Raw genomic sequence first — 13,325 nt, 5'->3', positions numbered from 1 at the left:
GGTGTTTTCGTGGGCGGGCCCCATGCTACGCCGCCCTGTAAGTTGGGGGCTATGAAAGTCTTCCTGGTTGATGATCACTCCGTTTTCCGCGCCGGCGTGCGCGCCGAGCTCGCCTCCAGGTTCGACATCGCCGGGGAGGCGGGCACGGTCACGGAGGCAACCCGCGGCATCAACGCCCAAGAGCCGGACGTCGTGCTTCTCGACGTCCACATGCCCGACGGCGGCGGCCTCGCGGTGATTCGGGGCGTGGCCGCGTCGACAAAGTTTTTGGCACTGTCGGTCTCGGACGCCGCCGAGGACGTCATCGCGCTGATCCGCGCCGGGGCCCGCGGGTACGTGACCAAAAACATCGCGGGCGACGAGCTTGCCGAGGCCATTGAGCGCGTCCACGGCGGGGATGCCTACTTCTCCCCGCGGCTGGCGGGGTTCGTGCTCGACGCGTTCGCCTCCGGCGGGGTGGTCGAAGACCCGGAGGGCGAGCCCGTCAAGGTTGAGGACCCGCTTGTCGACGCCCTCACCAGGCGCGAGCTGGAAGTTCTCCGCCTCCTCGCCCGCGGCTACACCTACAAGGAAATTGGCACGCAGCTGTTCATTTCGGTGAAAACGGTGGAGACGCACGCGTCGAATATCCTGCGCAAGACGCAGACGTCGAACCGGCACCAGTTGACGCGCTGGGCGGCGGACCGCGCGTTGGATTAGCGCCGTAAAATCATAGAAAGTACGTTCGACCTCGCCTGTTGCCGGTGTCGCGGCGCGGGTGCATACTTAGTGGCGTGAGTGGAACACCTATTCGACTATCCGCGGAGCCGCAGGCGCTCGAGCCCACCCGGGCCGAGCGCATCGCTGAGCTGCGTTCGCGCATGGCCGATATGGGGGCGCACGCGCCGCAGCGCGTCTTGCCGGACGCGGACGTGCTCGGAGTCGGTGACCAGTTCCACCGCGTTTTGCCTGATGGTGGGGTGCCGCGCCGGGCTGTGACCCACATCAGCGACACGCCCGCGCTGGTGGTGGAGATCATCGACCGCGTCACCGCCGAGGGAGGGTTCGCAGCCGTGGTGGGCTGGCCCGAGCTCTCCTACGCCGGTGTGGCCACCCTAGAACGGGTCATCGCGGTGCCCGAGCCGGGCATCGACCCGCTGGCCGTCGCCGGGGTGCTGGTCGAGGGCCTCGACCTAGTGGTGCTGCACACGCCCCAGCCCTTGAACCTGAGCCCGGTGCGCGCGAGGCCGCTGTTGGCGCGCGTGCGCAAGGGGAAAGCCGCGTTGCTCACGGTCAACGCCCGGGTCCCCTCGCCGGCGCTGAGCATCACCGGTACACTCGCCGGGTTCCACGGCATCGGCCGCGGCGCCGGGCGCATCGTGGGCATGGACATGCGCGTCGAAGCGGCCGGGCGCCGCACCGCCTCGACGGTGATCACCCTGGGCCAGGCCCCGCGGCCCGCGGGCGTGAGGGCGGTGAGGTGAGATGCGGGTGGCCGCGATCTGGTTTCCGGACTGGCCCGTGCAGGCTGCGCGCCTCGACGCCGACGATGTGCTGCCCGAGCCCGTCGCCGTGGTCGCGCAGCACCGCATCAAGGTGTGCTCGCGCCAGGCGCGCTCCCGCGGGCTGCGCCGGGGGATGCTGCTGCGCCACGCCCAGGCGCTGGTCCCGGAGCTCACGGTTGTCGAGGACAACCCAGATCGCGACGGGCGGATGTTCGCGGCCCTGGCCGCGGGTTTCGACGACGTCGCCTCCTCCGTCGAGGTTGTGCGCCCAGGGCTGGTCGTGGTGGATCTCGCCGCCGCCGCGAAGTTCCACGGCGGCGAGGACATCGCGGTTGAGATGCTTATCGACGCCGCCGCGCGCCGCGGTATCGATGCCTTTGCCGGGGCGGCGGACGAGCTGGCCACGGCGATCGTCGCTACGCGGTCCTCGGCGCTTGTCCCGAAGGGCGAGTCGGCGCAGTTCCTGGCGGCGCAGCCGCTGCGCGTCCTGCTCGCCGAGGTGGCTCTGGCGGCCGACGCGGAGACCGTCAAGGCGCTCGGCCAGCTCGGCCTGGCCACCCTAGGCGACATCGCCAACGTGCCCGCAACGGCGATGTCCACGCGCTTCGGCGCGCGCGGCACGTACATCCACCGCATCGCCCGCGCGGCACCGGACCGCCGCGTCGCCCCGGAGCTGCCCGTGGCGGACCTGGCGGTGGCGATCACCCCTGAGGACCCGATCGAGCGCGTCGACGCGGCGGCGTTCGCGGCCCGCGCCCTGGCGGCGAGCCTGCACGAGCGGCTCAAGGAGGCGGGGAAGGTGTGCCTGCGTCTGAAAGTCACCGCGGAGCTGGGCAGCGGCGAGCGCGTTGAGCGCGTGTGGCGCACCCGGGAGGGCTTAAGTGAGTCCGCCACGGCGGACCGGGTGCGCTGGCAGCTCGACGGCTGGCTCACCGGAGGCGGCGCAGGCCAGATCACCTCGCTGATCCTCGAGCCGCTCGAGCTGGCGCAGCCCGAGGTCGTCGGCGAGCTGTGGGCGGACGGGACAACCACGGATGAGGCGCGCCGCGTGGTGGAGCGGGTGCAGTCGCAGCTCGGCATCGACGCTGTGGTGCAGCCCAGGCTCGTCGGCGGGCGCGGCGTGGCCGAGCGCATCGAGCTGGTGCCGTACGGAGAAAGCGTCAACGAGCCGCAGGCGGCGCCGTGGCCGGGGGCGATCCCCCCGCCGCTTCCGGCGCGCCTCGGCGGGGGCATCGAACACCCATCCTCCAAAGTGCTGCTTATCGACGCCACCGCCAAACCAGTCAGAGTCACCGCCGAGGTGCTCCTCACATCCGCACCCTACGCGCTGGGGTGGGGTGACAAGCGGTACCTGGTCACCGGGTGGGCAGGCCCATGGCCGGTGGACGAAGGCTGGTGGGCCGGGGTGGCCAACAGAGTCGCGCGGCTGCAGGTGGTGGGCACGCGCGAAAACGGCAGCGAGCCGTGCGGGTGGCTTCTGATGTGGACGCGGCAACGCTGGCGGGTGGAGGCGGTGTACGGCTAGAAGGTGAGTCAGGCCTTGGAGATGTCGACGACCAGGCGCGTGGGGTCGTCGAGAAGCTGAACCGAGTAAGGCAGGGTCGAGCGCAAGCCGACGACGATCTGGGTGCGGCCCTCGTACGTGCCCGCGTGGACGATGTCGACCACGTTCGAGGAGCTCGACGAGATGTCGATGGGTGTTGCCGCGTCGAGGCCGGCTTCGGAGCGGCTGATTGTGCCGTCGATATTGATGTTGAGGTAGGAGCTGCCCGCCACTTTGACGGGTTTGCCTGCGGTTTCCTGCAGCGGGGAGGGCACGTAGTTGACAAACCACCCCGGCTCGCCGGTGCCCGCGAAATCGACGGTGAGCCTGTCGAACCCGCTGTGGCTGTCGATCGTGATCGCCGATACCGCGAGATGCGCGGGCTCGGCGGGGCGCTGCGTTTTGGGGGACTGGTCCATGGCCGCTGGCGAAGCGTACGCCCCGCGTTGGGCGACACCGACCTTTGCCGAGACGGTATCCGCAGCGGTGGTCGAGGAATCCGGGGCAGCGCACGAAGATACGGCGAATGCGGTCGCGGCGATCGCGGCACCTATTCCCCGTAAACGTCTAACCACCAAAGACATATCTGTCACCGTATCCAGTCGTAGCGTTAGAACGAAATCACGAGCACCACTGAGATAAAAAGGTTACAAAACTGTTGCCTAATTCACCGGGTAAGGTAGACGCTATGAGTCCGAGCGCCGACGACATCTTCTGTTCAGATGTGGAAGTGGAGCCTCTGCCGGGAACAGCCAAGCAGGGCGATGTGTACGTGCTGCTCGAATGGCCGGGGCGGTGGAGCCACGACGTTCTCGACGGCGACACACTCGGCGACGAGCTCACCGCCAAGATCAAAGCTCACCTGAAAAAGTTCGGCGCGTCCCTGCAGCTCATCCGCCACCCCACGCGCGAGGGCAGGCGTATCGACGACCACCACCTCTACATCATCCACACCAGCATCGGGCTGACCGAGGTCAAGCACGTCGACGGTCCCGAGGCGATCTTGGATCTCGACCTGTCGGGGCCCGGCCGCAACCATGCGATGGCGCGGCTGGCCCCGCTGGTTCTGGTGTGCACGCACGGCAGGCGGGACCGCTGCTGCGCGGTCAAAGGCCGCCCGCTCGTCAACGAACTGGAAAAGCTCTACCCCTTCAACCGGGGCAGCGACGTGGTGTGGGAGACCTCCCACATCAAGGGCCACCGCTTCGCCGCCACGCTGCTGCTCATGCCGTGGGGCTACAGCTTCGGGCGGATGAACCTCGAGGCCACCGAGGCGATGATCGCCGACGCGATGCGCGGGCAGTACTTCGTGCCCGGCAACCGCGGCCGCGGCATTTTCTCGCCCGCGGCGCAGACGGCGGAGGTCGGCGTCGCCGCACAGCTCGCGGCGGAGGGAACGCGCATCACCTACGGCCAGCTGCAGGTCGTGGGCGAGGAGGTCGGCGAGGACGAGGCGCGCATAAAGCTAATCGACGCCTCCACGAACGCAACCTTCGATGTCACCATGCGCCGCAGCGCAGTATCCGGGGTTATCTCCTCTTGCGGCGATGAACCGAAGGAGGGCGTTGTGTGGGGCGTCGAAAAGATCGCGCGCTCGTGATTCGGACCGGGGAGCAGCTGCCGGCGGCCTGTCCTCCTTCCGCCTAAACCTGCGCGCGAGTTTAACCGTGTGGGTTTAGGCGCAGCGAGAAGCGCTCTAGCGGCGCATCACCTTCTTAGACAGCCAGTTGCCCAAGAACTGGGCGAGCTGCACCATGACCACGATGACGATCACCGCGGCGAAGGTCACGGCGGGTTCGAACTGGCGGTAGCCGTAGACGATGGCGAAGTCGCCGAGGCCGCCGCCGCCGATGTAGCCCGCCATCGCCGACATGTCGATCACGGCGATAAAGATGAAGGTGTAGCCCAAAATCAGTGGGCCGAGCGCCTCGGGCAGGATCACGGTGCGGATGATGCGCCATGGGCCGGCACCCATGGAACGCGCCGCCTCGATCATGCCCGGGTCGATGGACACCAAGTTCTGTTCCACGATGCGCGCGACGGTAAACGTGGCCGCGACGCACATCACGAACGTCGCCGCCGAGCGGCCGATCGTCGTGCCCACCACCTGCAGCGTGATGGGGTAGAGCATCGCGATCATGATGATGAAGGGGATCGGCCGGAAAAAGTTCACGAGCACGTTGATCAACCAGTAGACCGCGCGGTTTTTCAGGATCCCGCCCGGGCGCGTGGTGTAGAGGAACACGCCGAGGATCAGGCCGAAGAAACCGCCGATGACCATGGTGATGGACACCATGAACAAGGTGTCGCCGATGGCCTCGATGAAGGTGGGGCCGAGGCGTTCCCAGTTGGGCTGGGCGAGGATGGAAGTGTTCATCGGACGATCTCCTGAATGTCGGTGGTGCGCTGGAGCGTGGCCAAAAACTGGCTGATCGCGGCGTCGTCGCCGTTGAGGCGCACCGTCATCTTGCCGAAGGAGTGGTTCTGCAGGGTGGTCACACCACCGTGGACCGGCTGGACGCTCACGCCAGCGGCGCGCGCGGACTCCACGGCGCCGAAGAATCCAGAGTTTTCGCTCAGGTCCACGGTGAACAGGCGGCCGGGCTCCGCGAGCAGCTCGCGGGCTTCGACCTCATCCGGCGTGTTGCGCAGCGAGGTGGACACGAAGCGCTGCGCCACGTGCGTGCGCGGCTTGGAAAACACCTCGTAGACCGAGCCGTACTCCACAACCTTGCCGTTTTCCATCACCGCGACCTTGTCCGCGATGGCGCGCACGACCTCCATCTCGTGCGTGATCACGACGATGGTGATCCCGAGCTCTTCGTTGACTCGGCGCAGCACGCTTAAGACCTCGCGGGTGGTTTCGGGGTCGAGGGCGGAGGTGGCTTCGTCGGCAAGCAAAAGCGAGGGGTTGGTGGCGAGCGCGCGGGCGATGCCGACGCGCTGCTTCTGGCCGCCCGAAAGCTGCTCGGGGTAGTTCTTGCCGCGATCGGACAGGCCGACGAACTCGAGCAATTCCGCTACTCGACGCTTGCGTTCGGCCGGCGGCATGCCGGCCAAGGTCAGCGGGTACTCAACGTTGCCGGCGGCGGTGCGCGAATTGAACAGGTTGAACTGCTGGAAGATCATGCCAACGCCGCGGCGGATGTTGCGCAGCTCGCGCTCCTTCATGCCGACGATGTTGGTGCCGTCGAGAAGCAGCTCGCCGCTCGTGGGCATGTCCAGGCCGTTGATGAGGCGAACGAGCGTCGACTTGCCGGCACCCGAGTAACCAATGACGCCGAGGATTTCGCCGGGCTCGACGGTCAGCGTGACGCCGTCGACGGCGACCACCTCGCGCTTGGCCGTGGTGAACACTTTGGAAACGTCCCGGAACTCAACCCGGGTGCCGGTGGAAGCCACTACTTGTACTCCTCCACGAGACGGTCGAGGATTTCGTTGAGCTCTTGCTTGTCGCGCTTGACCTGGACGGCGGTGCCGCCGGAATCCTGGTTGAGCGCCTCGGTGACCTCGTCGGAGTGCCAGACCTCGACGAGTTTTTCAAAGATCTCGTTGTCCACCTGGTCGGCCTTGACCGTGAACACGTTGATGTAGGGCTCGGCGAGCTCGGAGTTCGGGTCGTCGGCGGCCACCGCAGATGCCGGGTCGATGCCGGCGCGGGAGAGCCAGTTATTGTTGATCACGGCCGGGCGACCCTCGTTGTACGCCGACGGCGTCTGCGAGGCGTCGATGGCGACGACCGAGACCTTGGACGCGGCCTCGTCGATGTCGGCCGGGGTCGGGGTCAGCGTCGGCGCGCCGGGCTTCAGGGTGACCAGGTCAGCCTGGACGAGCACGTTGATCGCGCGGCCCTGGTTCGACGGGTCGTTCGGAACGGCGACCTCTTCGCCCTCGATGCCGTCGAGGGAGTCGTGGTCCTTCCAGTACAACCCGAGGATGTTGATTTCGCCGGAACCGATGATGCGCAGATCCTTGCCCGCCGAGGCGTTGTACTGCGCCTGGTAGTTGATGGTCTGGAACTTCGAGATCTCAATCTGGTCCTCGTCGAGCGCCGGGTTGACCGGCGGGTACTCCGAGAACCGGACGATGTCGAGCTTGATGCCCTCTTCCTCGGCCTTTTCCTCAAACGCGGTCCAAGCTTGCTGGTCGGCGTCGGTTGTGCCGATCTTCACGGTCACCGTTTCGTTGCCCTCGCCCGGAGCGTTCGTCCCGGAGACGGAGGAGCCGGATTCCGTCGAGCAGGCGACGAGACTGGTCGCGGCAATGGTGGATGCGGCGACAGTGGCGGCAAAACGGGAAAACTTCATGCGCTTAAATCCTCCTGTGCGTTATGGCTTAGTTCGATTCGAGGTTGGTCAAGATGTCGTTGAGCTCGGCCTTGTCGCGCTTGACCGGCACCGAAGTGCCCTTGGAGTCCTGGGCGACCGCCTCGGTGACCTTCGGGTCGTGCCAAATCTCGACGAGCTTGTTCAGCGTCTCGTTGTCAATGTCACCGCTGCGGGAAGCGAAGACGTTGATGTACGGCTCGGCCTCGGGGGAGTTCGGGTCATCCTCGAAGACGGCCAGGCCCGGCTCGATGCCAGCGCGGTCGAGCCAGGTGTTGTTGATGATCGCCGGGCGTCCCTCGTTGTAGGCGGCCGGGGTCTGGGAGGCGTCGACAGGCACGACAGAAACCTTCGACGCGGCCTTGTCGATGTCAGCCGGGGTCGGGGCGAGCGGGTCTGCTACACCCTCGCTCAACGTGACCAGGTCCGCTTGGACGAGCACGTTGATGGCGCGGCCCTGGTTCGACGGGTCGTTCGGAATGGCGACCTCTTCGCCCTCGATGCCGTCGAGGGAGTCGTGGTCCTTCCAGAACAGGGCCAGGGGCACGATCTCGGTGGAGCCGACGATGCGCAGGTCGTTGCCGGAGTTCTTGTTGTACTCGGCGAGGTACATGATGTGCTGGAATTTATTCACGTCCAACTCACCCTGGGCGAGCGCCTCATTGACCGGTGCGTAGTCCGAGAACTGCACGATGTCGAGGGTGATGCCCTGCTCCGCGGCGAGATCGCTGAACACGGACCACGCCTGCTGGTCGGCGTCCGTGGTGCCGATCTTGATCACGGTTTCACCGTTTTCCCCCGTGGTGCCGGGGGTGGCGGTGTTGGCGGATTCAGTGCCGCAGGCAACCAGGCTGGTTGCGGCGATGCCGGTGGCGGCCAGGGTGGCGAGCACTCGGTTGAGTTGCATGGGGTCTCCTTGGAAAAGTGAAGTATGTCGGGACAAAATCTATCACCCGGCATACCGCTTAGTCTATTTTCTTGATCGCGGTGAAGAGGAGTCGCGGCCTCGGCCGGGGTCTAGAGGGCTGGGGAAATACCTGGGCGCACGAGCGGAATCGGGGCCGGTATCAGGCGCCTGCGGCGTGTCTTGCGGTGATCTTGTTCACATTGACCGCGAGGCGCGCGACGTGGGTGAGTCTTGAATAAATTGCCGTGAACAGGGAAATTGCCTGGATTGCTAGACGTCGGGTGGTGCGCTTGACCAGGAGAATGTTTCTATCGCCCTATTGAAACGGGTGCCGGGATTGGCTAGCCTGTCGACCGACAGTTAGAAAACTGTCGTGGGCCCTTACTGAAAGCGAGAACAGCAGTGAGCACAACAACTAAAGTGGGTGACACCGGAGCGCCGGTAACAAAACTCAACGATGACTTCCCACTTCGATTCGCGCCGCGGAGCTACCGGCGCTGGACCCCGGCAGCCGTGGCAGGCTCTGCACTCGGTGGAATGGCCTACCTCGCGGACTTCTCCATCGGCGCAGGCATCGGCATCGCGCACGGCACGACTAACGCGATTGGCGGCATCCTCATCGCGGCGGTATTGATCTTCGTCTCATCCTTCCCGCTCGCGGTCTACGCAGCGAAGTTCAACTTAGACCTTGACCTGATCACACGTGGCTCCGGCTTTGGCTACTACGGCTCCGTGGTGACCAACATCATCTTCGCCAGCTTCACGTTCATCTTCTTCGCCCTCGAAGGTGCGATCATGGCGCAGGGCTTGAGGCTGGGCCTCGGCGTGCCGCTGTGGCTGGGATACCTCGTATCCACGCTGATCATCTTCCCGCTGGTGATCTACGGCATGAAGCTCTTGTCCAAACTGCAGACGTGGACGAACCCGCTGTGGCTGGTCATGATCGTGCTCCCGCTGGTCATCCTCGTCGTCCAGGAGCCAAGCACCGTCACCGAGTTCCTTAACTACACCGGTGAGGGTTCCGGTGAGACGAGCTTCGCCGCGATGATGCTCGCCGCGGGCGTCTGCCTCGCTTTGGTGGCGCAGATCGCTGAGAACATCGACTACATCCGCTTCATGCCCCCGAAGACCCCGGAGAACTCCAAGTCGTGGTGGACCTCCGTGATCATGGCCGGTCCGGGCTGGGTCCTCTTCGGCGCGACCAAGCAGATCCTCGGTGTGTTCCTCGCGGTCTATGTCATGAGCCACCTTGGTGCCTCGGCGGCTGAGGCTTCCGAGCCGGTGCGCCAGTTCTTCGCCCTGTACCAGGAGATGATGCCCGCTTGGCTGGCAGTGACACTCGCTGTGTTTTTGGTTGTGGTCTCGCAGATCAAGATCAACGTCACCAACGCCTACTCCGGCTCGCTGGCGTGGACGAACTCGTACACCCGCATCACCAAGTCCTACCCGGGCCGCACGTTCTTCGTGTTCTTCAACCTGGCCATCGCGCTGGCGCTGATGGAGTTCAACATGTTCGGCATGCTCAGCTTCGTGCTCGGCTTCTACTCCAACCTCGCCATCGCCTGGATCTTCACGGTCGCGGCGGACATCGCGATCAACAAGTCCTTGCTGAAGATCTCCCCGGAGTACCCCGAGTACCGCCGCGGCATGATCGCCAACTTCAACCCGGTGGGCCTCGGCTCGCTGGCGCTGTCGGCGATCGTCTCTGTGGCGATGTTCTTCGGTGCTTTCGGCGAGTCCGCCAAGCCCTACTCGGCGCTGGTCGCTGCGCTGATCGCGGTGGTGGCCACCCCGCTGATCGCCGTCCTGACCAAGGGTAAGTACTACCGCCGCCGTAACGACGACGGCATCGACGCGCCGCTTTTCGACGCCCACAGCAACCCCTCCGATGAGCGCTTCACCTGCTGCGTCACCGGTGAGGAGGTTGAGCGCCCCGACGTGATCCGCTCCGCAGCGGATAACCCGGACGGGTCGCCGCGCTACATTTCTTCCTTGGCGCTGACCATGGATAAGACCGGCGAGCACGTCTTGCCGGAGGATCTGAGCCCGCGAGGCTAGATCGCGCACAGATGGGGACCTCGGCGATGCGTCGCCGGGGTCCTTTCGCGCGAAAACCCATCCCGCCTGACACCGATGTTGATATCATTCGCCTACATCCCTCCTTAGCGACCACAGGAAGCGAGTCCCCGTGAAGATTGCGCTTTTTGCTACATGCATCGTGGACGCAATGGTTCCGTCCGCGGCCATCGCAACCACCCGAATCTTGCGGCGCCTCGGCCACGAGGTGACCTTCCCCGCGGGCCAGGGCTGCTGCGGCCAAATGCACATCAACAGCGGCTACTTCGCCGACGTGGTTCCGGTGGTGCGCAACCACGTCAAGGCCTTCGAGGGCGCCGAGTACATCGTCGCCCCCTCCGGGTCGTGCGTTGCCTCCGCCCGGCAACAGCAGGCGATGGTCGCGCGCCGGGCAGGCGATTCGGGCCTGGAACAGGCCGCCGTTGATACCGGCGAGCGCACGTACGAGCTGTCGCAGTTCCTCGTGGACGTTCTCGGAATCACCAACGCCGCGGAGCTCGGCTCCTACTTCCCGCACTCGGTGACCTACCACCCGTCGTGTCACGGAAAGCGCCTGCTGCGCCTGGGCGACCGGCAGGTGGATCTGGTGCGCAGCGTCGAGGGCATCGAGTTCACTGAGCTTCCAGACGCCGCCGAGTGCTGCGGTTTCGGCGGTACCTTCTCCTTTAAGAACCCGGACGTATCTGGCGCGATGGCGGAGGCGAAGATCGCCAACATCGAGCGCTCAGGGGCCGACATCTGTACTGGGGGAGACGCCTCGTGCCTGTTCCATTTGGAGGGGGCGATGCTGAAGAGGGGCGTCGATAAGCATGCGCTTCACTTCGCCGAAATTCTCGCCTCAACGAAGGAGCAGCCGTGGTCAATCTAGGAATGCCGGCCTACGGGCGAGGCAACATCAACCTCGACGTGCCGTTCCCGAGCGCCGCGAGGGTGCAGCTGGGCAACACGCAGATGCGGGAGAACATTCGGCACGCCACGCACGCGATTCGCGCGAAGCGGGCCGAGGTCGTGGGCGAGCTGCCCGATTGGGAGGAGCTGCGCAGCGCTGGGTCCGCGATCAAGGAAAACGTGATGGCGAACCTGCCGGAGCTGCTGGAACAATTCGAGCGCGAGTTCACCGCGCGGGGCGGAGTCGTGCACTGGGCGCGGGACGCGGGTGAGGCGAACGCGATCGTCGAAAAGCTCGTGCGAGAAACGGGTGAGAGCGAAGTGCTCAAGGTCAAGTCCATGGCCACCCAAGAAATCGGGCTCAACGAGCACCTCGAGGCGGCGGGCATCTGCGCGGTGGAGACAGACCTGGCGGAGCTGATCGTGCAGCTCGGGGGCGATAAACCCTCGCACATCCTCGTGCCAGCTATCCACCGCAACCGGCGCGAGATCCGCGAGATCTTCAGCGAGTATATGGACGGCCCGCTTAGCGACGAGCCGGCGGTGCTGGCGGAGGCCGCGCGCACGTACCTGCGCGAGAAGTTCCTTGGCGCCAAGGTGGCGATTTCCGGGGCGAACTTCGGGGTCGCGGAAACCGGCACCCTGGCGGTGGTGGAATCCGAGGGCAACGGGCGCATGTGCGTGACCATGCCGGAGACCCTGATCACAGTGATGGGCATTGAAAAGCTTGTGCCCACCTTCGCCGACCTGGAGGTGTACCTGCAGCTGCTGCCGCGCTCGTCGACAGGCGAGCGGATGAACCCGTACACCTCGCTGTGGACAGGGGTGCACACCGGCGACGGGCCGCGCAACGTCCACCTCGTGCTGCTGGATAACGGCCGCTCCGCGGTGCTGTCGGACCCGCAGGGCCGCTCTGCGCTGCATTGCATCCGCTGCTCCGCCTGCCTGAACGTCTGCCCCGTGTTCGAGCACGTCGGCGGCCACGCCTACGGCTCGACCTACCCGGGGCCGATCGGGGCAATCCTCTCCCCGCAGCTCACCGGCATTGAATCCGAGGCCAACGCGACCCTGCCGTTCGCCTCGACGCTGTGCGGCGCGTGTTACGACGTCTGCCCCGTCAAGATCAACATCCCCGACATCTTGGTGCACCTGCGCGCCGAGGCCGTGGAAAAGACGAGCCAGCCAGCGCAGATGACCGCGGCGATGAAGGGTGCGTCGGTGACGATGAGCTCCGGGCGGCTCATGTCGCTCGCCGAACGCGTCCTGCCGCTCGCGCGGTTCCGCATCTCGTGGCTGCCCGGCCTCTTCGGCGGGTGGACGAAGGAGCGTGTCATCCCCGCGCCGCCGAAAAAGGCCTTCCGTCACTGGTTTAAGGAGAACCGATGAGCGCCAAATCCGATATCCTGGCGAGGCTGCGCTCCGCGCTGGCGGACAACCCGCAGGCCCCAGCCGTGCCCCGCGAGTACCGCCGCGTTTCGACGCTCACAGCAAACGAAACCCTCGACATGCTCATTGACCGCCTGGTTGACTACAAGGCCGCCGTGCACGTCGCGGGCGGTGTCTCCGATGTCGGCCGGGTTGTGGGGGAGCTGGTCTCTGGGCCCGTGATTGCACCGAGCGGCGTGGACCGCGCGTGGCTGACGCCGGTAGATGAGGTGCGCGACCCCTTGGAGGCGTCGTGCGTGGTCACCTCGTCGACGGTGTCGTGCGCGGAAACCGGCACCATCTTCCTCACCGGGCGTGACGACGAAGGGCGCCGCGAACTCTCGCTCATCCCCGACCACCACATCTGCCTGGTGTTTTCCGACACCATCGTCGAGCTCTTCCCCGAGGCGTGGGAGCGGGTGCGCGAGGTGGGAACGCGCGGGCCGGTGACGATGATTTCCGGGCCGTCCGCCACCTCCGACATCGAACTGCAGCGCGTCGAAGGGGTCCACGGGCCGCGCCGGCTCGACGTTGTGATTGTGAGGTAGCTGCCGGGTTCGGGTGGACAGCGAATCGGGGAAAGCGTGTCGGAGTGGGGCGCTTGCACAAAGTGGGAACTTCGGCTCCACCCGCCCTTCCACGGAAACTCGGACGCAGACAACTTGCTTTCGAGTTTC

At 65.7% G+C, this 13,325-nt stretch carries 13 protein-coding genes; 8 read left to right on the top strand and 5 right to left on the bottom strand.

The window, feature by feature from the left end:
* Nucleotides 1-51 precede the first annotated feature (51 nt).
* The 3 genes from E3227_RS02035 to E3227_RS02025 all read left to right on the top strand — a co-directional run bounded on the left by E3227_RS02035 (nt 52) and on the right by E3227_RS02025 (nt 3,009).
* Nucleotides 52-699, top strand: coding sequence for a LuxR C-terminal-related transcriptional regulator (locus E3227_RS02035; protein ID WP_144317397.1), 648 nt, complete (start codon nt 52-54; stop codon nt 697-699).
* A 74-nt stretch (nt 700-773) separates the two neighbouring features.
* A complete protein-coding gene (locus E3227_RS02030; RefSeq protein ID WP_246062723.1) occupies nt 774-1,463 on the top strand; it encodes a hypothetical protein in 690 nt (229 codons plus the stop codon).
* A gap of 1 nt (nt 1,464) precedes the next feature.
* Entirely contained in the window at nt 1,465-3,009 is a 1,545-nt protein-coding gene (locus tag E3227_RS02025) for a Y-family DNA polymerase (protein WP_144317396.1), read from the top strand.
* Nucleotides 3,010-3,017: 8 nt separating this feature from the next.
* Here the strand turns inward: E3227_RS02025 and E3227_RS02020 are convergent, their stop codons facing one another.
* Nucleotides 3,018-3,611: an AMIN-like domain-containing (lipo)protein gene (locus E3227_RS02020; protein ID WP_144317395.1), complete on the bottom strand. Its 594-nt coding sequence runs from the start codon at nt 3,609-3,611 to the stop codon at nt 3,018-3,020.
* Nucleotides 3,612-3,715: 104 nt separating this feature from the next.
* Between E3227_RS02020 and E3227_RS02015 the strand changes: the two genes are divergently transcribed.
* Nucleotides 3,716-4,627 (top strand): ferredoxin family protein, encoded by a 912-nt coding sequence (locus tag E3227_RS02015; protein ID WP_144317394.1) that lies wholly within the window; start codon nt 3,716-3,718, stop codon nt 4,625-4,627.
* 96 nt (nt 4,628-4,723) lie between these two features.
* On the opposite strand, the gene E3227_RS02010 is transcribed toward E3227_RS02015, so the two are convergent.
* Genes E3227_RS02010 through E3227_RS01995 form a run of 4 tightly spaced genes read right to left on the bottom strand, consistent with a single transcriptional unit; the run spans nt 4,724 to nt 8,259 of the window.
* On the bottom strand, nt 4,724-5,404 hold the full coding sequence (locus tag E3227_RS02010) for a methionine ABC transporter permease (protein ID WP_144317393.1): 681 nt from the start codon (nt 5,402-5,404) through the stop codon (nt 4,724-4,726).
* A complete protein-coding gene (locus E3227_RS02005) occupies nt 5,401-6,429 on the bottom strand; it encodes a methionine ABC transporter ATP-binding protein (RefSeq protein WP_144317392.1) in 1,029 nt (342 codons plus the stop codon). The genes E3227_RS02010 and E3227_RS02005 overlap by 4 nt, the downstream gene beginning before the upstream one ends.
* Nucleotides 6,429-7,334 carry a MetQ/NlpA family ABC transporter substrate-binding protein gene (locus E3227_RS02000; RefSeq protein ID WP_144317391.1) on the bottom strand — a complete coding sequence of 302 codons (906 nt, stop codon included), beginning with the start codon at nt 7,332-7,334 and terminating at the stop codon, nt 6,429-6,431. The genes E3227_RS02005 and E3227_RS02000 overlap by 1 nt, the downstream gene beginning before the upstream one ends.
* 28 nt (nt 7,335-7,362) lie before the next feature.
* Nucleotides 7,363-8,259 (bottom strand): MetQ/NlpA family ABC transporter substrate-binding protein, encoded by an 897-nt coding sequence (locus tag E3227_RS01995; protein WP_144317390.1) that lies wholly within the window; start codon nt 8,257-8,259, stop codon nt 7,363-7,365.
* 402 nt (nt 8,260-8,661) lie between these two features.
* Between E3227_RS01995 and E3227_RS01990 the strand changes: the two genes are divergently transcribed.
* The 4 genes from E3227_RS01990 (at nt 8,662) to E3227_RS01975 (ending at nt 13,196) form a co-directional block, all read left to right on the top strand.
* Nucleotides 8,662-10,317, top strand: a complete 1,656-nt coding sequence (locus E3227_RS01990) for a purine-cytosine permease family protein (RefSeq protein ID WP_246062722.1) — start codon at nt 8,662-8,664, stop codon at nt 10,315-10,317.
* A 130-nt stretch (nt 10,318-10,447) separates the two neighbouring features.
* Nucleotides 10,448-11,203: a (Fe-S)-binding protein gene (locus E3227_RS01985; protein ID WP_136650848.1), complete on the top strand. Its 756-nt coding sequence runs from the start codon at nt 10,448-10,450 to the stop codon at nt 11,201-11,203.
* Between the two features lie 2 nt (nt 11,204-11,205).
* Complete coding sequence (locus E3227_RS01980) at nt 11,206-12,609, top strand: LutB/LldF family L-lactate oxidation iron-sulfur protein (protein ID WP_144318568.1); 1,404 nt, start codon at nt 11,206-11,208, stop codon at nt 12,607-12,609.
* Nucleotides 12,606-13,196, top strand: coding sequence for a LutC/YkgG family protein (locus E3227_RS01975; RefSeq protein ID WP_136650849.1), 591 nt, complete (start codon nt 12,606-12,608; stop codon nt 13,194-13,196). Before E3227_RS01980 ends, E3227_RS01975 begins: the two co-directional genes overlap by 4 nt.
* Nucleotides 13,197-13,325: the final 129 nt, after the last annotated feature.

This window comes from Corynebacterium sanguinis (assembly GCF_007641235.1).
Classification (GTDB): domain Bacteria; phylum Actinomycetota; class Actinomycetes; order Mycobacteriales; family Mycobacteriaceae; genus Corynebacterium; species Corynebacterium sanguinis.
The sequence above is the reverse complement of the archived record's forward strand: the minus strand, read 5'-3'. Positions and strand labels throughout refer to the sequence as shown.

Bases quoted from the DNA above. Each gene is read 5' to 3' on its own strand.
- E3227_RS02035 (WP_144317397.1), top strand. From the start codon at position 52: ATGAAAGTCTTCCTGGTTGATGATCACTCCGTTTTCCGCGCCGGCGTG.
- E3227_RS02020 (WP_144317395.1), bottom strand. From the start codon at position 3,611: ATGTCTTTGGTGGTTAGACGTTTACGGGGAATAGGTGCCGCGATCGCC.
- E3227_RS01980 (WP_144318568.1), top strand. From the start codon at position 11,206: ATGCCGGCCTACGGGCGAGGCAACATCAACCTCGACGTGCCGTTCCCG.
- E3227_RS02025 (WP_144317396.1), top strand. From the start codon at position 1,465: ATGCGGGTGGCCGCGATCTGGTTTCCGGACTGGCCCGTGCAGGCTGCG.
- E3227_RS01975 (WP_136650849.1), top strand. From the start codon at position 12,606: ATGAGCGCCAAATCCGATATCCTGGCGAGGCTGCGCTCCGCGCTGGCG.
- E3227_RS01995 (WP_144317390.1), bottom strand. From the start codon at position 8,259: ATGCAACTCAACCGAGTGCTCGCCACCCTGGCCGCCACCGGCATCGCC.
- E3227_RS02000 (WP_144317391.1), bottom strand. From the start codon at position 7,334: ATGAAGTTTTCCCGTTTTGCCGCCACTGTCGCCGCATCCACCATTGCC.
- E3227_RS02015 (WP_144317394.1), top strand. From the start codon at position 3,716: ATGAGTCCGAGCGCCGACGACATCTTCTGTTCAGATGTGGAAGTGGAG.
- E3227_RS02010 (WP_144317393.1), bottom strand. From the start codon at position 5,404: ATGAACACTTCCATCCTCGCCCAGCCCAACTGGGAACGCCTCGGCCCC.